Here is a 16,886-nt window from a genome sequence, read left to right as displayed (position 1 = left end):
CCGACGCATGACCACTTCAGACAGCAACGGCGCCCTCTCCCCCACCTCTCCGCTCGGTGTGGAGATCGGCGCGCTCCAGGGCGGGGACGCGGACCTCGCGCAGTACGCGGGACGCGTGGTCCTCGTCGTGAACGTGGCGTCCAAGTGCGGGCTCACCCCGCAGTACGCCGGACTCGAGAAGCTCCACGAGCGGTACGCGGAACAGGGCTTCACCGTGCTCGGGGTGCCCTGCAACCAGTTCATGGGGCAGGAGCCGGGCAGCGCCGAGGAGATCGCCGCGTTCTGCTCGGCGACGTACGGCGTCACCTTCCCGATGACCGAGAAGGCCGAGGTCAACGGGGACGGACGGCATCCGCTGTACGAGCGGCTGACCGGTTTCGCCGACGCCGAGGGGCACAGCGGGGACATCCGCTGGAACTTCGAGAAGTTCCTCGTCGGCCGGGACGGCGAGGTCGTCGCCCGGTTCTCCCCGCAGACCGAGCCGGACGCGCCCGAGCTGGTCGCGGCCGTCGAGGCGCGGCTCGGCTGAGCGCCCTTTGACCTTGCCCCTGGGGCAGGGGGCAGCGTCCTCGGCACCGGGCGGACAGGCCGCCCGGTGACGGAGGATGGCACGGTGGACGGGGAAGCCGGGGAAGCCGGGGAAGAAGAGGAACTGCTCACCATCGGCGCGTTCGCCGCGCGGGCCCGGCTGTCGGCCAAGGCGCTGCGGCTGTACGACCGCCTGGGGCTGCTGGTGCCGGCGCAGGTCGACGAGGCCAGCGGCTACCGCTACTACCGCGCGTCGCAGACGGAGCGGGCCCGGCTGGTGGCGCTGCTGCGGCGGCTGGACATGCCGCTGGCGCGGGTGGCCGAGGTGCTCGCGGCGGCCGAGCTGGACGGGCCCGGCGCGGCCGGGCTGCTCACCGCGTACTGGGCGGACGTCGAGCGCCGGGTGGCCGGACAGCGGACCCTCGCCGACTACCTCCGTGGACGGCTGTCCGGGAGGAGCGAGGACATGTACGGGAAGTTCGCGGTCGAGACGGTCGAGGTGCCCGCGCAGGTGGTGATCACCGAGACCCGGCACACGCTGGTGGGCGAGCTGCCCGCGTGGATCGGGGCGTCGCTGGGCCGGCTGGAGGAAGCGGCGCGGGAGTGTGGCGGGGTGGCGGGACCGCCGTTCGTGGTCTACCACGCCGAGGTGTCCATGGAGAGCGACGGACCCGCCGAGTGCTGCGTCCCGGTCGCCGACGAGCGGGCCGCGCGCGCCTGGGCCGAGGCGCGGGGGCGGTCATGGGACACGGCGGTGCGCGTCGAGCCCGTACGGCGGCTGGCGTACACCCGGATCACCAAGGCGCAGGTCGCCCACCCGCAGATCCAGACCGCCTTCGACGCCGTGGGACGGTGGATCACCGGGCAGGGGCTGGCGCCCGCCGGGCCCTGCCGCGAGGTGTACTTCGCCGACTGGGAGGCGGCCGGGCCCGAGGACCCGGTGTGCGACGTGGCCTTTCCGGTGAGGTGAGGTGAGGTGAGGTGATCCGGTGAGGTGAGCGCGCCGGGCCGCCGGGACCGCCGGGCGCGGTGAGCGGCGCGGCGGTCCCGGCGGGCGCGGCGGTCAGCGGGTCCGGGCCGGTGCCGGGGACCGGCTCACTTGCCGGGCTTCAGCTCGTCCGGGCACGGGGTGCCGCGGGGCAGGCGGTAGGGCGCCGCGAGGTGGTAGGTGCCCGTCTTCGGGGCGAGCAGGGTCGTCCACTTGTCGCCCCTGGCGTCCTGCGGGGTCTCCGCCAGACAGCCGTTGACGTTGTCGAACGTCTTCGGCGTGCCCTCCGTCCGGTGCTTGGACGCCTCCGTCTCCTGGGGCGCCTTGAGGCTCTTGCCGTGCTCGTCGACCAGGCTCAGCCAGGGCGAGTACGGGATGCGGATGAGGACCCGGCCGGGCTCGCGCACCTCGATGGTCAGCTCCCCCTGCTCGGCCCGGTCGACGACGGCGTTGGGCTCGGCGAGCGGCTTGGGGTCGGTGACCTTGAACAGCTGCCAGTTGGCGTCGCCCCAGACCTGGCTGAGGTAGGGCATGCCGCGCTGCACGAGCGCCCGCTCGCGCTGCCCGCCGTCGCCGTCCGGCTCGCCCTTGGGCAGCACCACGTAGTGCACCGCCCAGCGCTGGAGCCAGTCGTGGTAGTTGGCCGAGTTGAGCGTGTCGTCGTAGAAGAGCGGGTTGCGCTCCATGTCGGCCTGGCGGTTCCAGCCGCGGGCGAGGTTGACGTACGGCGCCAGCGCGGACGCCTCGCGGTGCGAACTGGCCGGGACGACCTCGACCCGGCCCTTCTGCGCGCCGGCCTTCTGCAACTGGTTGACCAGCGGGGCCAGCTCGCGCGACCAGGAGGCGGCGGGCGCGGTGTGCACGATGTCGTCCACCGACTTGAAGCCGATCCAGACGACGAAGCCGGTCAGCGCCAGCACGGTCGCGTACCACTTGCGCGAGCGCGGCACCGTGAACGGCAGCGCCGCCACCAGCGCCACCCCGGCGAACAGCATCGCCAGGCGGGTGATGTTGGAGCCGATCTGGGAGCTGATCACCCAGACCCCGACCACCGACAGGGCGTACACCCAGGAGGTGATCCGGACCGTCGTCCACTCCCGCGGGACGAGGACGGCCGCGAGGACGGCGTACAGCAGCGGCAGGGACGCCGAGCCGAAGCCCATCGGCTGGGTGCCGGAGAAGGGGAAGAGCAGCGCGGAGACGGCCACCACCACGGCCGGAGCCAGCCCGAGCGCCCAGGCGCCGGGGCGGCGCTTCTGGAGGAAGAGGGCGACCGCCACCAGGCCCACGAACAGGCCCGCCACCGGGGAGCCCATGGTGGCGAGCGCGGCCAGCGGCGCCGCGACCAGGGCCTTCGCCCAGCGCTTGCGGCGCCAGCGGTACGGCCAGCAGAAGACGGCGGCGACCGCGCCCAGCGCGAACATCGTGCCCAGGCCGAAGGTCACCCGGCCCGACAGCGCGTTGCACAGCAGTCCGAACACCCCGGCCAGCGCCGCCCACAGCGGGTTCCTGACCACGCGGCTGCGCAGGAGTATCAGGGTGAGCAGGCCCGCGGAGACCGTGCCCGCGATCATCATCGTCGTACGGACGCCGAGCAGGGACATCAGATACGGCGACACCATGCTGTAGGAGACCGCGTGCATCCCGCCGTACCAGGCGAGGTTGTACGCCGAGTCCGGGTGGCGGCCGACGAACTCGGCCCACGCGTCCTGCGCGGCGAGGTCGCCGCCGCTGTTGGCGAAGGCGAAGAACCAGACGATGTGCAGCACACCGGCCAGCGCGGTGATCGAGAGGACGGGATGCCGGAGCATCCGCTCGCGCAGCGCCAGGACGGCACCTCGGGCGCGCGGCCACCGGGCCGCCCAGGCGAGTTCGTCACCGCTGGCCCGCACCGTGTCACCGTCCGCCCGCGTCCGGTCGCGCTCCGTGTCAGTGGCGCGCGAACCTATTCGCGGGCCTGCTCCCGGGCCCGGATCGGCGTCGTCGGCGCGTGTCGGCTCCGCTGTGGCCACCTGAAGGCACTCCCCGTGTCCCGTCCTCTGTTCGCGGCCTCGTCCCACGACCGGTGACGTGCCCGATTCGTGACGCTAGCACGCACCCCGCCGGGGAGCGCCCCGGGTGGGGCTCCCCGACGGGGTGCGCGGACCGCTGGTGCGGGCCCGGGGCCGGGCCCGCACCGGTCAGCTGATCCGGGTCAGCTTGGCCAGGAAGTCCGGCTCGCCGAGGTCCTGGCGGAGGGCGACCGGCACCTTGATCGCGCCGCCCGCACCGCCCTCGCCCACGGTGAGCGTGCCGACCTGGGTCCCGGCCTTCGCCGAGTGGGGCACCTGGTCGGCGGCGAAGGACAGCTTCACCCGCGAACCGGCCCAGCCGACCGCGGTGACGTCCTCGGTGACCACCACGGGGGTGTGGCCGCCGAGCTTGTCGTCCACGTACCCGACGACGTCGCCCTTCTTGAGGATCTTCGCGGAGGTCAGGGCCTTCTTGGCGGCTTCGAGGGCGGTCTTGCTGACGGCGTTGGCGGTGCCGAGGATCGGATTCTTGTGCTGGCCGAGGATCGCGCCGACGACCGTGACCGTCTCCCCGCCGACCTTCTTGCGGGCGGCGAAGAGCAGGTTGCCGCCGGCCGCGGTGGTGCTGCCCGTCTTGATGCCGATCGCGCCCATGCGGTACGGCAGCTCGTTCCAGTTGGGCCAGTTCTTGCCGGACGGGTCCGTCCAGCTGGCCGCGCTGGTGATGGCCACCAGCGCCGGGTTCTGCACGACCTGGTTGCCGAGCTTCACCTGGTCCTCGGCAGTGGAGACGGTGGTCTCCTTCAGACCGGAGGGGTCGGTGTACGTCGTGTTGGTCATGCCCAGTTCCTTGGCGGTGTCGTTCATCTTCTTGACGAACGCCGCCTCGGAACCCGCGTCCCAGCGCGCCAGCAGCCGCGCGATGTTGTTCGCGGACGGGATCATGACGGCGGACAGCGCCTGCTTCTCGGTGAGGAAGTCACCGGCCTTGACCGTGTTGAGCGTGGACTCACCGCCCTTGTCATAGCCGCCCTCCTTCTCGGCCGTCGGGTCGATCTGGATCTTCGGGCCCTCCTGGCCCACCTTCAGCGGGTGGTCGCGCAGGATGATGTACGACGTCATGGTCTTGGCGACCGACCCGATGGCCACCGGCTTCTGGGCGCCGAACCGCCCCATCGCGCCGACGCCCTGCACGTCCATCCAGCCCTGGCCCTCGTCCGGCCACGGCAGGGACAGCGTGCCGCCGTCGAAGGCGTAGGTGTCCTTCGCGGTGAGGGCGAGGGCGGGCGCCGGAAGCGGGCGCAGAGCCTGTACGACCGCAAAGACGACCAGAAGCAGCAGGACCAGCGGGGTCCAGATCTTCACCCGGCGCATCGTCGTGCGCAGCGGGGTCTCCGGCGGCGGCGGGGTGTTCGTCAGCTCCGCCAGCAGGTCCAGCGGGGGCTTGGGCGGCAGCGGCTGCTGGGTGGTCCGCTCGAAGCCGGGCCGGGCGGCGGGCGTGGTGCGCGCGGTCGGCGCGGTGGGCTCCGCCTTCGGCACGGCCGGGGCGGCGGACTCCGGCTTGGGGGCGTCCAAGGGCTTGAGCGCGACGAACTTGCTGGTGCGCTCGGCCTCGGACTCCGCGGGCTTCGGGGCGGGCTTGGCGCCGCCCTTGCCCTCGCCGCCCTCGCCGGGCTCCGGGGCGGCCTTCGCGCCGTCCTTCGCCGCATCCTTCGCCGCGCCGCCCAGCTTCAGCATGGTGGTGGGCTGGTCGACGGCGGGCCTGGGCTTCTTGAAGACGGCGGTGGGCCGGTCGACGGCGGGCTCGGCTTCGACTTCGGAGGCTTCGGTCTCGGCGTCGGCGTCGGCCTTCGGGGCCTCGGACCCCGGAGTCTCGGTCTCAGGGCCCTTGGGCTCGGCGGTCTTCGCCTTCGCCTTCGCCCCGGGCTCTGGGGCGTCGGCCGTCCCGGCGTCCGCCTTCGCGTCCGTCGCGGGCTTCTCGCCGTCCTCGGCGTCGTCGGCGTCCCGGGCCTCCCGGGCTTCCTCCGCCGCCGGCCCCTCCGACTGCTCGGCGTCCTCGGCGGCGCCGCTCCTGCCGCCGCCCTCGCCCGCCTCCGGCGCTTCCGCCGGACCGTCCTCCGTCTCCGGCTCCGGCTTCGGATCCGGCTTCGGATCCGTCTCCGAGTCCGACTCCGTCACCAGATCCCGCACCGAGAACACCCGCGTGGCCGTGTCCACGCCACCGCGGCTCTCCGACGTAGACGTACCGGACCTGCCGGACGCACCGGATGTACCGGACGCTTCACCGGCCGCCGCACCGGACGCACCGGACTCCCCGCTCAGCGCGAGGCGCGGGTCGCGGGGATCCCGCGTCTCACTCCTGGCCCCGGGAACCGGGCCCGCGCTCCCCGACGTCGGTTCTGCCGACGACTCGCGCTGCTTCGACCTGTCGGGGGACTCGCCCGCCACCGATGCCTCCTCATGTGCCGCACGCCCCGCGTGCCGCTACCGAACCGTGAACCGCCACCCGCACACAGCTGTACCGGCCGGCCGTACCAGCGGAGGTACCACCGCCTGTACCACCCGGTCGTACCGCTGTCCGAACCATGTACCAGTGTCCTGTGCGCGGACCAAACCCACGGGGAAGACGAGAACGACATACCTACTGGTTCCACTACGAAGCGGTCACGCACTCTCGACAGACCAATGTGAGAGGGGTCACCCTGTCGTACATCCACGCGGGGAGGCATGGATGGGCAGGAGCCGCAGAACACTTCCGGAGGAGCTTCTGCTGCTGGCACTGGACCCGACCACGGGTACCACTGCGCAGCCGCAGTCGCTCGACCTGGGTCTGGCCGGGGCACAGCTAGTGGAGCTGGCGCTGGCCGGACGGATAGCCCCAGACGGGGATCGTATCGCCGTGGTGGTGCCACGGCCGACAGGAGATCCGACACTGGACTGCGCGTTGGAGTTGCTGCGGAGGCGCGGCGCTCCGGTACGGGCCGTCCACTGGATCGGCGGGCCGCGTCTCGGGCTCCGCCAGACCTATCTCTCGCACCTGGAGCGGTGCGGCATGGTGCATGCCGTGGCCGGCCAGATGTGCGGGGTGCTGCCGACAACTCGCTACCAGGCGACGGACAACGCGATCAGCCGGGAGATCAAGGCCCGGCTCGACTCCGCGATCCGCACCGGCGTACCGCCGGACCCGCGGACCGCGGCGCTCGCGGCGCTGGCCCACGCGGTCGGCCTCGGCAAGCACCTGTATCCGGGCAACGAGGGGCGTTCGTCCCGGTCCCGGCTGCGCGATCTGATCCGGCACGACCCCATGGGGGGTCTCGTCGCACACGCCGTGATGGACGTGCAGAACGGCGCGGCGGCCCAGCCCCGCCGCGGCCAGGCACCGGTCGCCAGGCAGGCCACCGCGGGCGGCAGGTCCGCTCCGGAACCGGCCCGCGGCGTTCCGATGCAGCCGCAGCACGGCGCCGGGGCCATGATGCGCGCGGTGGCGCACTGATCCGCCGCGGCGGCGCGGCAGCCGCCCCACCGCGAAGGCACCGCGGCGCACCCTAGAAGCACCGCACCACCGCGGAACCGCAGAACCGACGCACCACCGCAGAACCGACGCACCACCGCGCCGCAGAACCACCGCACCACGCGCACGCCGTACAGGTCGTACGACCGTGCGGGCCGTGCGCACCGCACACGCCGCACACGCCTCAGCGCAGTCCCCAGACCCGGTTCGGGAGCCGCTGGTCCGGGCGGGGTGACGGAACCCGGGGGTCCGCCCCGGGGTTCCGGCGCCCCGCCCGGCCGCTCACCAGGGCCCCCGAACCGGCTTGCGGACGCCGCATATCCGGCGTTTCCCAGCGGCGGCGCGCCTCTTGGTGGCAATCTGCTCAGCAGCAGATACGCAAAGTAGAGGCATGCAGCCGGAGGTGCGCGTCCCGTGGCGTCCAATGTCAATCCCACCGTCAGGCGGCGCCGGCTGGGCCAGGAGCTGCGCAGGCTCCGTGAGCTCAAGGGCATGACGGCGGAAGAGGTGGCGGAACGACTGCTCGTGTCGCAGTCGAAGATCAGCCGTCTGGAGAACGGACGGCGCAGCATCAGCCAGCGCGACGTCCGCGATCTGTGCGGGGTCTACGAGGTCGAGGACCACCGGATCGTCGACTCGCTGATGCAGATGGCCAAGGACTCGCGCCAGCAGGGCTGGTGGCACTCCTTCGGCGACATCCCGTACAGCGTGTACATCGGTCTGGAGACCGACGCGGCGAGTCTGCGGGTGTACGACCCGCAGGTGGTCCCGGGGCTGCTCCAGACCCGCCAGTACGCGGAGGCGCTGATCGCCGGCGCGCTGCCGGAGACGACGCCCGCGGACATCGAGAAGCGCGTCCAGGTGCGGATGCGCAGACAGGAGCGCATCGCGGCAGCCGAGAACCCGCTGCGGCTGTGGACGGTCCTGGACGAGGCCGCGCTGCGCCGGGTCGTCGGCGGTCCGGCGCTGATGCGGGAGCAGTTGGAGCACCTGGTCGAGCAGTCGCGGCTGCCGCACGTGACCGTGCAGGTGATCCCCTTCGGGATGGGCGCGCATCCGGGTCTGAACGGCCAGTACGCCATCCTGGAGTTCCCGGACACGGCGGACTCCAGCGTGGTCTACATCGAGGGTGTGACCAGCGACCTGTATCTGGAGAAGGCCAACGACGTGCAGAAGTACAGCGTGATGTACGAGCACCTGCGCGCGCAGGCCCTCAACGTGGAGCAGTCGCGGGAGTTCATCGAGAAGGTCGCGAAGGACTACGCACGCTGAGAGGCGGGCACGGTACACCGTCAACAGCCGTAGACGGAAGAGCTGTTGGAATATGCCATCCGGTCGAGTGAACGGCTCCTTCACCCGGCGAGCCCGGCGAGTAGCGTCGATCACGCCATCGAGCAACACCGTTGGCGCAGACCGCGCTGTGGGTTCCCCGAACGCGTCGTGCGGTGTCAGCCATTCAACCCCTCACTCGCAATCCGGAGCAGAAATGGCAATTCGTCAGGGTGCCACGGCGAAGTGGACCAAGTCCTCGTACTCCACGGGCAACGGCGCGTGCGTCGAGGTCAAGTCACCGGTCGTCGCGGCCATGGCGGTCCGGGACTCCAAGGTCCCCGGGGGCCCGGCGCTCGGCTTCCGCGCCGACGCGTGGAACTCCTTCGTGGCGTCGGTCAAGTCCTGAGGCAGGGACCTCAAGTCCTGAGGCAGGGACCTCCGCCGGGGCTCTCCCGTTCCTCACCCGGCACACCGCACCACAACTGAAGAGCGCACAGCAGGCGCGCACGGCAGCCCCGTGAGCGCCGCCCACAGAAGCCCCCTCGGCCGGTCCGCCGTCCTTGCCGAGGGGGCTTCGCCATGCCCGGACCGGCCTCCTCCGGGACATCGCGCCACCACCCATGAGTGTTCATATAGATGAACCAAGGTCAGCAAGCCGAACCTTTTTGCTCCGTCTTGACCTTCCGCTTTCTTGTCGTGCCCATGCGGGCGATCCCACGATGAGCGGGCACTTCGCGGCCTTCCTCGCCCCTCCCCCGTTCAGGCGAAGTGCCCACCTGCTGAGCGGAGTTCACAAGGCGGACCCTGGAAGGGGGCACATGAACAGTCTCGACTGGGCCGTGCTCATCGGCTACTTCGGTGTGATGGTGGCGATCGGCCTCTGGTCGCACCGGCGGGTGGGCGACGTGAGCGACTTCTTCACCGCGGGCGGGCGCATGCCCTGGTGGCTGTCCGGCATCTCGCACCACATGTCGGGTTACAGCGCGGTGCTGTTCACCGGGTACGCGGGGATCTCCTACACCTACGGCGTCACCTCCTTCGTCACCTGGTCGTTCCCCATCGCCCTGGGCATCGCCATCGGCTCGAAGCTGTTCGCGCCGCGCGTCAACCGGATGCGCTCCCGTCTGCACGTGGCCTCGCCGCTGGAGTATCTGAAGAACCGCTACAACCTCCCCACGCAGCAGGCGCTCGCCTGGTCCGGCATGCTGCTGAAGATCGTGGACGTGGGCGCCAAGTGGGCGGCGATCGCGACCCTGCTGTCCGTCTTCACCGGGATCAGCCTCGACCAGGGCATCCTCATCACCGGGGCGATCACCGCCGTCTACTGCACGATCGGCGGCCTGTGGGCGGACGCGCTCACCGAACTGGGGCAGTTCGTCATCCAGTTGCTCGCCGGTGTCTCCATGTTCGTGGCCGTCGTCCTCAAGCTGGACGACAAGGGCATCGGCTTCCTCGGCGCCTGGGACGAGCCCGCCCTGCACGGCCACGGCAAGCCGCTGGTCGGCCCGTACGGCACGGTGTTCCTGCTGGCCTTCCTGTTCATCAAGCTCTTCGAGTACAACGGCGGCATGCTCAACCAGGCCCAGCGCTACATGGCCACGAGCAGCGCCCGCCAGGCCGAGCGCTCGGCGCGCCTGTCCGCCGCGCTGTGGCTCGTCTGGCCGGCGGTCCTCTTCTTCCCCATGTGGATGTCGCCGCTGCTGGTGCACGCCGCCAAGCCCGACGGCTCCGACTCCTACGCCCTGATGACCGAACAGCTCCTGCCGCACGGGCTGCTGGGCCTGGTCGTCGTCGGCTTCTTCTCCCACACGATGGCCATGTGCTCCTCGGACGCCAACGCGATCGCCGCCGTCTTCACCCGGGACGTGGCACCGGTGCTGTCGCGGCGGGCGCGGGCGTGGGGCACGCGCGGCGCGCTGGTGGCCGCCCGGGTGACGACCGTCGTCTTCCTCGGCCTGTCCATGGCGGTGGCGACCCAGGTCGAGTCCCCCGCCTTCAAGGACATCATCACGGTCGTCATCAAGTGGGTCGCCGGTCTCATGGGCCCGATCGCCATCCCGATGATGCTGGGCCTGCTCCGCCCCTTCCGCCGCTCCGGACCGACCGCCGCGCTCACCAGCTGGGCGCTGGGCCTGCTGGCGTTCTGGCTGGTGAACTACCCGGTCGACGCGCATGTCGACGGCGGCGTACCGCTCCAGTACCAGGTGTCGATCCCGCTCGCGGTCTCCCTGGTCCTGTACGTCGTCATCGGCTACGTCCGCCCGGAGGACACCCCCGAACGGCTCGCCGTCATCGAGCGGGTCAACACCGACGGGGACGGCGACGGCGCCTCCTCGGCGGCTGTGCCGGCCCCGGCGGGCGCGGGCGACGACGTGGTGGGCACCCCGCCGTCGTGAGGGCCGCGCCGGGGCGGCGGACGGCTGCGGCGGCCCGCGGCCGCCCCGTCCCGGGCCCCGCCGTCCGGACCGCCCCCACAGAGCCCCTGAACACTCCGTTCCTGTTCGGCTACAGTGCCGAACGTCGTACGTGCGGACGGTGCCGTGAGGAGGTCTGGGTGGGTACGACGTCCGGGGTGGTCTGGGGGCGTGCCGAGCAGCAGGACTTCCGCAGCAGAGTGCGGGGCACCCTGCTCGGCGTGGGGCTGGGGGACGCGCTCGGGGCCCCGGTGGACGGGCTCGGTCTCGACGCGATCCGCGCGGCGCACGGCCCCGAGGGGATCGCGGACCTGGCCCCCGCGCACGGGCGGCCCGGCGGGATCACACACTTCACCCAGCTCACGCTGTTCACCGTGGACGGACTGATCCGGGCGCAGGTGCGCCGCGACACCGGGGCCTGGCATCCGCCGACCGACCTGCACCGCGCGTATCTGCGCTGGGCGGCCACCCAGCGGGACTGGGGGCCCGACGAGCGCCGCGAGGACGACGGCTGGCTGGCCCGCGAGGAGTGGCTGTACGCCCGGCGGGAGCCGACGCGGGCGCTGCTCGGCGGGTTCGGCGACACCGTCATGGGGACCCCGGAGACGCCGAAGAACCCCGGGGAGACCGGTCCGGAGGCCGCCGCCCGGTCCGCGCCGTTCGGGCTGCTGGTCGGCTGGGAGCCCCAGTTGGTCGTGCAACTGGCCGTGGAGTGCGCCGCGCAGAGCCACGGTCATCCCTCGGCGTGGCTGGCGGCCGGCGCGTACGCCGTGATCGTGCACGCGCTGACCCGCGGGGACGCGCTGGACGCCGCGGTGCAGAAGGCGCTGGCGCTGCTCGCGGTGCGGCCGGGGCACGAGCCGGTGTCGGACGCCCTCCAGCACGCGCTGGGCGCGGTCCGCCAGGGCATGCCGGGCCCGGCGCGGGTGGCGGAACTGGCCGGCCGGGGCGCGGCGGAGGGTGTGCTCGCGGTCGCCGTGTACTGCGCGCTGGTCGGCGAGGACGTACGGCACGGACTGTGCCTGGCGGTGAACCAGAGCGGCCCCTCGGGCGCGGCCGGCGCGCTCACCGGCGGGCTGCTCGGCGCCCTGCACGGCGAGACGGCCCTGCCGCCCGCCTGGCTGGCCGAACTGGAGGGCCGCCCCACCCTGCTGGCCCTCGCGGACGACTTCGCGATGGAGATGACCCAGGGCCCCGCCCTGCACGGCCCCACCGGCTCGTCCCCGGCCTGGCTCGCCCGCTACCCGAGGGGGGCCGGGGCCGCGTAGGCGTACGCCGGTCCCGCGGGGATTCCGGCCGGGGACCGGGGCCGGGGCCCGCGCGTCAGTCGACCACCACCACCCGCGTGCCCTTGCCCGCGAAGTCCCACAGGGCCGTGCCGTCCTCCTTGCCGGTGCGGACGCCGCCCGTCTTGATGCCCTCGGCGACCGGTGGCGGCGAGGAGCCGTCGACGGCGTTGCTGAAGGCGACGAAGACGCCCGACTTGCCCGCGAAGTACATGATGTGCTCGATCTCCACGCCGTCCGAGCCCTTCGTGGGGTCGGCGACCCGCTGGGAGATCGCGTAGGCGCCCGGGTCGGGGCTGACCGTGCCGGGCCAGACGGGGAACGTCCGGGAGGGCATGCCGCGTTCGTCCATCAGCCAGACGCGCTTCTGGCCGAGCGAGTAGACGACGCGGCGGCCGGTGCCCGAGCCGGTCGGGGCCGCGGGCGGCGCGGTGTGCTTGGGGGCGGCGGCCGGCGGGTGCTTGCCCGCGGAGGCCGAGGCGCTCGGGCGGGGCCCGGCGGCGACAGGGTGCGGGCCCTGGTCCGCCTGGGCCGCGAGGGCGCCGACCGCGACGACCGCCCCGACGGTGAGGCCGCTGACCCAGGCCCACGAAGGTATTCGGGCAGGCATGGGCACGCATCTCCTCGGCTACTCAGCTGTTCGGCCCCGGGAACCGTCGGCTCATCGTACTGTGGGCCGCCTCCCGCGCGGTTCAGTCCAGCACGGGCAGCAGCCGCGGCAGATGGCCGTCGGAGGCGGCCGCCGCGCGCTGCCGCTCCTCGGGGACCTCGCCGTAGAGGGTGGTGCGCGGTTTCGCGGGCCGGCCGGCCGCCGCGGCGACCTCGATCAGGTCCTTGACCGACTTGTAGGAGCCGTAGGAGGAGCCCGCCATCCGGGAGATGGTCTCCTCCATGAGGGTTCCGCCGAGGTCGTTGGCGCCGGAGCGCAGCATCTCGGCGGCGCCCTCCGTGCCCAGTTTGACCCAGCTCGTCTGGATGTTGGGGATCCAGGGGTGCAGCAGCAGCCGGGCCATCGCGGTGACCGCGCGGTTGTCGCGGACCGTGGGGCCGGGGCGGGCGATGCCGGCCAGGTAGACGGGCGCGTTGGTGTGGATGAAGGGCAGCGTCACGAACTCGGTGAACCCGCCCGTGCGCTGCTGGATCCCGGCCAGCGTGCGCAGGTGGCCGAGCCAGTGGCGGGGCTGGTCGACATGGCCGTACATCATCGTCGACGAGGAGCGGATGCCCAGCTCGTGCGCGGTGGTCACCACCTCGATCCAGGTGGCGGTGGGCAGTTTGCCCTTGGTCAGCACCCAGCGGACCTCGTCGTCCAGGATCTCCGCGGCGGTGCCGGGGATGCTGTCCAGGCCCGCCTCCTTGGCCGCCGTCAGCCACTCGCGGATCGAAAGACCGGTGCGGGAGGCGCCGTTGACCACCTCCATCGGCGAGAAGGCGTGCACATGCATGCCCGGGACACGTTCCTTGACCGCGCGCGCGATGTCGAAGTACGCGGTGCCGGGCAGGTCCGGGTGGATGCCGCCCTGCATGCAGACCTCCACCGCGCCCACCTCCCATGCCTGCTGGGCGCGGTCGGCGACCTGGTCCAGGGAGAGGGTGTAGGCGTCGGCATCGGTGCGGCGCTGGGCGAACGCGCAGAAGCGGCAGCCGGTGTAGCAGACGTTGGTGAAGTTGATGTTGCGGGTGACGATGTACGTCACGTCGTCGCCCACCGCCGACCTGCGGACGTCGTCCGCGATCCGGGTGAGGGCGTCCAGCGCGGGCCCGTCCGCGTGCAGCAGGGCCAGCGCCTCGGCGTCGGTCAGCCGCGTCGGGTCGTCGGCCGCGGTGCGCAGCGCCTCGCGTACGTCGGTGTCGATGCGCTCGGGCACCATGCCGGGCGCCGCCGCCTCGCGCAGGGCCTCCCAGTCGCCGTAGACCTCGTCGAAGTCGCCGCGCCGGTCGCCGGTGCGGCCCTCGGTGTCGACGGCGGTGTGCAGGTCGGTGCGGCCGGACGCGGTGAACGCCTCGTCGGGCTCCTGCCAGGGGCGGCCCTCGACGACGGCGTCCTCGCGGGCCAGTCCGGTCTCCGGGTCGGCGAGGGCGCGGACGTGCGGGAGCAGCCGCGGGTCGAGCCAGGGTTCGCCGCGGGTGACGAACTCCGGGTAGACGCAGAGCCGTTCGCGCAGTTCGAAGCCGGCGGCGGCGGAGCGCTCGCGCAACTGGTCGATCTGCGGCCAGGGGCGCTCGGGGTTGACGTGGTCGATGGTGAGCGGGGAGACGCCGCCCCAGTCGTCGATGCCGGCCTCGATGAGGCGTTCGTACTCGCCGTCGACCAGGTTGGGCGGGGCCTGGAGGCAGGCGGCGGGGCCCATGATGTGCCGGGCGACGGCGACGGTGGCGACCAGGTCGTCCAGTTCGGCGTCGGGCATGCCGCGCATCGCCGTGTCCGGCTTGGCGCGGAAGTTCTGGATGATCAGTTCCTGGATGCCGTGGTGGGCACGGGCGACCTTGCGCAGCGCGAACAGGGACTCGGCGCGCTCCTCGTGACTCTCGCCGATGCCGATGAGGATCCCGGAGGTGAAGGGGACGGAGGAGCGTCCGGCGTCCTCCAGGACCCGCAGCCGCACGGCGGGTTCCTTGTCCGGGGAGCCGTGGTGGGGGCCGCCGGGCTCGGACCACAGGCGGGTCGCGGTGGTCTCCAGCATCATGCCCATGGACGGGGCGACGGGCTTGAGGCGCTGGAAGTCCGTCCAGCTCATGACGCCCGGGTTGAGGTGCGGCAGCAGGCCGGTCTCCTCCAGGATGCGGACGGAGATCGCGCGGACGTAGGCGATGGTGTCGTCGTAGCCGTGCGCGTCGAGCCATTCGCGCGCCTCGGGCCAGCGGTCCTCCGGCTTGTCGCCGAGGGTGATGAGGGCTTCCTTGCAGCCGAGGGCGGCGCCCCGGCGGGCGATGTCCAGCACCTCGTCCGGGGACATGAACATCCCGTGCCCGGCCCGGCGCAGCTTGCCGGGGACGGTGACGAAGGTGCAGTAGTGGCACTTGTCCCGGCACAGCCGGGTCAGCGGGACGAAGACGCTCTTGGAGTAGGTGATGACGCCGGGCCGCCCGGCGGCGTCGAGCCCGGCGTCGCGCACCCGGGCGGCGGAGGCGACGAGGTCGCGCAGGTGTTCGCCGCGGGCCTGGAGCAGCACCGCCGCCTCGGCGACGTCGAGCGCGACCCCGTCCCGCGCGCGTTTGAGGGCGCGGCGCAGGGAGTTCTCGGTGGGGCCGGTTCCGGAGGTCGCGGAAGTCGTCATCCTCCGAGCATACGAGTGCGCTGATCACATGCGCCGATCACGGCGGGCGGGCGCGACCGCGCCGCCCGGCCCCCGGCTCACTTGATCTGGTCCGCCGCCCACTCGGCCCACTCGCGGCGCATGGCGTTGAAGCGCAGTCCGTACTCCAGGGCGATGCGGCCGTGCACGGAGAGGCTGTCGTCGCCCCAGTCGATGGACTCGGTGAGCCGGCGCAGCTCGTCGTGCTCGCGCTCGGACATCTCGGCGAGGCCGGCGAGGTAGGCGCGGCCCTGCGCGGGGGTGAGCACGCCGAGGAAGAAGACGCGCAGCAGGATGTCGCTGCGGACGGTGCGCTGGGGCTCGGTCGCGGTGAGCCAGTGGCGCAGTTCGGCCAGTCCGCCGCCGGTGAGGGCGTACTCCTTGCGGCCCCGGGGCCCTCGGCCGCCACCTCGATCAGTCCGGCGCCGGCGAGCTTGGTCAGTTCCGTGTAGATCTGGCTCTGGGTGGCCGGCCAGACGTTGGCCGTTCACCCTGGGCATCGCCAAGCGCGGCACGCCGCGCGAGGTGTGGGGACTGAAGCCGTTCATCCGGACCAACACCGTCATCACCGCCGTGTGGACCGCCGCCTTCACCGTGACCGCCGTCGTCCTCGCCCTGCTGGGCCACGCCGGGCACGCCCACTCCGCCCTCGCCACCACCGTCCAGATCGCCGGCTTCGCGATCCCGATGGCCTTCACCGTCCGCTACGTCGCCCACGTCCAGGCCGAGGCCCGCGCCGCCGGCCGGGCGACCCGGTGACCGCCCGTCACCGAGGAACCGGCCGCGTACGGCCTGCCGGTCAGTACGCCGTCGACCCCGGCCGCGACCTCGCCGCCCTGGGTCCGTACGCCCTCGGCGGGCGGCCGACCGCCGCCACGACCGCCCGCCCCAGGACGTGGCCGGACACCGGCGAACTGCCCGCCCGCCCGCGTCCCCTTCGGCCTCCACGGCAACCGGCTCGCCGGTCCCCGGCCCCGGGACGCGCCACCGGTCTACGCTGACGCACCATGACCCGTCTGACCCGTCACAGCGACCTGAAGCACCGGATGGTCACCCGCTTCCAGCGGTACGTCGCCAACCCGGTCACCCGGCGCCTCCCGCTCCAGACCCTGCTGGAGACCACCGGACGCGTCTCCGGCCTGCCCCGCCGCACCCCCGTCGGCGGGCGCCGCACCGGTGCGTCCTTCTGGATCGTCTCCGAGTTCGGCACCCGCTCCCAGTACGTGCGCAACATCCAGGCCGACCCCGCGGTCCGGGTCCGGATCGGGGGCCGCTGGCACCGCGGCACCGCGCACCTGCTGCCCGAGGACGACGCGGCGGCCCGGCTGCGCCGCCTGCCCCGGTTCAACAGCGCGGCGGTCCGCGCCTTCGGGACCGACCTGCTGACCGTCCGGGTGGACCTGGCGGACTGAGAGCGCTTGCCACCCGGGCGCGGCCCGCTCTCCGGATGCGGAGAGCATGTGTGGGCCTTGTGTCACCGGGCACCACGACCTGTGATCGCTGTCTCCCGGAGCTGACGCATCTGCCATTTAGAAGGCAAACTGACCTATCGAAGAAGGACAGTTCGGCTGGCGGCCAG

14 protein-coding genes are annotated in these 16,886 nt (G+C 72.6%); 9 read left to right on the top strand and 5 right to left on the bottom strand.

Features of this window, described 5'->3' with window-relative positions; genetic code table 11:
* Nucleotides 1-7 precede the first annotated feature (7 nt).
* Together R4Z62_RS19425 and R4Z62_RS19420 are read left to right on the top strand one after the other, a co-directional pair.
* Nucleotides 8-529, top strand: coding sequence for a glutathione peroxidase (locus tag R4Z62_RS19425; protein WP_355482796.1), 522 nt, complete (start codon nt 8-10; stop codon nt 527-529).
* Nucleotides 530-595: 66 nt separating this feature from the next.
* Nucleotides 596-1,498, top strand: a complete 903-nt coding sequence (locus R4Z62_RS19420; RefSeq protein ID WP_382844957.1) for a MerR family transcriptional regulator — start codon at nt 596-598, stop codon at nt 1,496-1,498.
* A gap of 125 nt (nt 1,499-1,623) precedes the next feature.
* On the opposite strand, the gene R4Z62_RS19415 is transcribed toward R4Z62_RS19420, so the two are convergent.
* Entirely contained in the window at nt 1,624-3,528 is a 1,905-nt protein-coding gene (locus tag R4Z62_RS19415; protein WP_491520453.1) for a DUF8823 domain-containing protein, read from the bottom strand.
* 168 nt (nt 3,529-3,696) lie between these two features.
* Nucleotides 3,697-5,745, bottom strand: coding sequence for a D-alanyl-D-alanine carboxypeptidase (locus R4Z62_RS19410; RefSeq protein WP_491520452.1), 2,049 nt, complete (start codon nt 5,743-5,745; stop codon nt 3,697-3,699).
* A gap of 514 nt (nt 5,746-6,259) precedes the next feature.
* On the opposite strand from R4Z62_RS19410, the gene R4Z62_RS19405 reads away from it, so the two are divergent.
* The 5 genes from R4Z62_RS19405 to R4Z62_RS19385 all read left to right on the top strand — a co-directional run bounded on the left by R4Z62_RS19405 (nt 6,260) and on the right by R4Z62_RS19385 (nt 11,993).
* Nucleotides 6,260-7,021, top strand: coding sequence for a GOLPH3/VPS74 family protein (locus tag R4Z62_RS19405; RefSeq protein ID WP_064533701.1), 762 nt, complete (start codon nt 6,260-6,262; stop codon nt 7,019-7,021).
* Between the two features lie 432 nt (nt 7,022-7,453).
* Nucleotides 7,454-8,311, top strand: coding sequence for a helix-turn-helix domain-containing protein (locus tag R4Z62_RS19400; RefSeq protein ID WP_064533702.1), 858 nt, complete (start codon nt 7,454-7,456; stop codon nt 8,309-8,311).
* A 214-nt stretch (nt 8,312-8,525) separates the two neighbouring features.
* On the top strand, nt 8,526-8,717 hold the full coding sequence (locus R4Z62_RS19395; protein WP_079158950.1) for a DUF397 domain-containing protein: 192 nt from the start codon (nt 8,526-8,528) through the stop codon (nt 8,715-8,717).
* A 412-nt stretch (nt 8,718-9,129) separates the two neighbouring features.
* Complete coding sequence (locus R4Z62_RS19390; protein ID WP_355484707.1) at nt 9,130-10,707, top strand: sodium:solute symporter family protein; 1,578 nt, start codon at nt 9,130-9,132, stop codon at nt 10,705-10,707.
* A gap of 158 nt (nt 10,708-10,865) precedes the next feature.
* Complete coding sequence (locus R4Z62_RS19385; RefSeq protein ID WP_491520451.1) at nt 10,866-11,993, top strand: ADP-ribosylglycohydrolase family protein; 1,128 nt, start codon at nt 10,866-10,868, stop codon at nt 11,991-11,993.
* A 55-nt stretch (nt 11,994-12,048) separates the two neighbouring features.
* Here the strand turns inward: R4Z62_RS19385 and R4Z62_RS19380 are convergent, their stop codons facing one another.
* From R4Z62_RS19380 to R4Z62_RS19370, 3 genes are all read right to left on the bottom strand, one after another.
* A complete protein-coding gene (locus tag R4Z62_RS19380) occupies nt 12,049-12,621 on the bottom strand; it encodes a L,D-transpeptidase (RefSeq protein WP_064533706.1) in 573 nt (190 codons plus the stop codon).
* An 82-nt stretch (nt 12,622-12,703) separates the two neighbouring features.
* Nucleotides 12,704-15,289 (bottom strand): bifunctional FO biosynthesis protein CofGH, encoded by a 2,586-nt coding sequence (locus R4Z62_RS19375; RefSeq protein ID WP_491520450.1) that lies wholly within the window; start codon nt 15,287-15,289, stop codon nt 12,704-12,706.
* Between the two features lie 77 nt (nt 15,290-15,366).
* Entirely contained in the window at nt 15,367-15,798 is a 432-nt protein-coding gene (locus R4Z62_RS19370; RefSeq protein WP_491520449.1) for a virulence activator alpha C-terminal domain-containing protein, read from the bottom strand.
* Nucleotides 15,799-15,832: 34 nt separating this feature from the next.
* Between R4Z62_RS19370 and R4Z62_RS19365 the strand changes: the two genes are divergently transcribed.
* Together R4Z62_RS19365 and R4Z62_RS19360 are read left to right on the top strand one after the other, a co-directional pair.
* Entirely contained in the window at nt 15,833-16,066 is a 234-nt protein-coding gene (locus R4Z62_RS19365; protein WP_382844940.1) for a hypothetical protein, read from the top strand.
* 248 nt (nt 16,067-16,314) lie between these two features.
* Nucleotides 16,315-16,719: a nitroreductase/quinone reductase family protein gene (locus R4Z62_RS19360; RefSeq protein ID WP_491520448.1), complete on the top strand. Its 405-nt coding sequence runs from the start codon at nt 16,315-16,317 to the stop codon at nt 16,717-16,719.
* Nucleotides 16,720-16,886: the final 167 nt, after the last annotated feature.

It is taken from the genome of Streptomyces sp. PL-25 (assembly GCF_058344915.1).
Note: the sequence above shows the minus strand (reverse complement) of the source record. Positions and strands in the feature narration are given on the sequence as shown.

What these genes read in the sequence shown, in the direction of transcription:
- R4Z62_RS19425 (WP_355482796.1), top strand. Translation starts at nt 8, where the DNA reads ATGACCACTTCAGACAGCAACGGCGCCCTCTCCCCCACCTCTCCGCTC.
- R4Z62_RS19405 (WP_064533701.1), top strand. Translation starts at nt 6,260, where the DNA reads ATGGGCAGGAGCCGCAGAACACTTCCGGAGGAGCTTCTGCTGCTGGCA.
- R4Z62_RS19395 (WP_079158950.1), top strand. Translation starts at nt 8,526, where the DNA reads ATGGCAATTCGTCAGGGTGCCACGGCGAAGTGGACCAAGTCCTCGTAC.
- R4Z62_RS19390 (WP_355484707.1), top strand. Translation starts at nt 9,130, where the DNA reads ATGAACAGTCTCGACTGGGCCGTGCTCATCGGCTACTTCGGTGTGATG.
- R4Z62_RS19380 (WP_064533706.1), bottom strand. Translation starts at nt 12,621, where the DNA reads ATGCCTGCCCGAATACCTTCGTGGGCCTGGGTCAGCGGCCTCACCGTC.
- R4Z62_RS19375 (WP_491520450.1), bottom strand. Translation starts at nt 15,289, where the DNA reads ATGACGACTTCCGCGACCTCCGGAACCGGCCCCACCGAGAACTCCCTG.
- R4Z62_RS19360 (WP_491520448.1), top strand. Translation starts at nt 16,315, where the DNA reads ATGACCCGTCTGACCCGTCACAGCGACCTGAAGCACCGGATGGTCACC.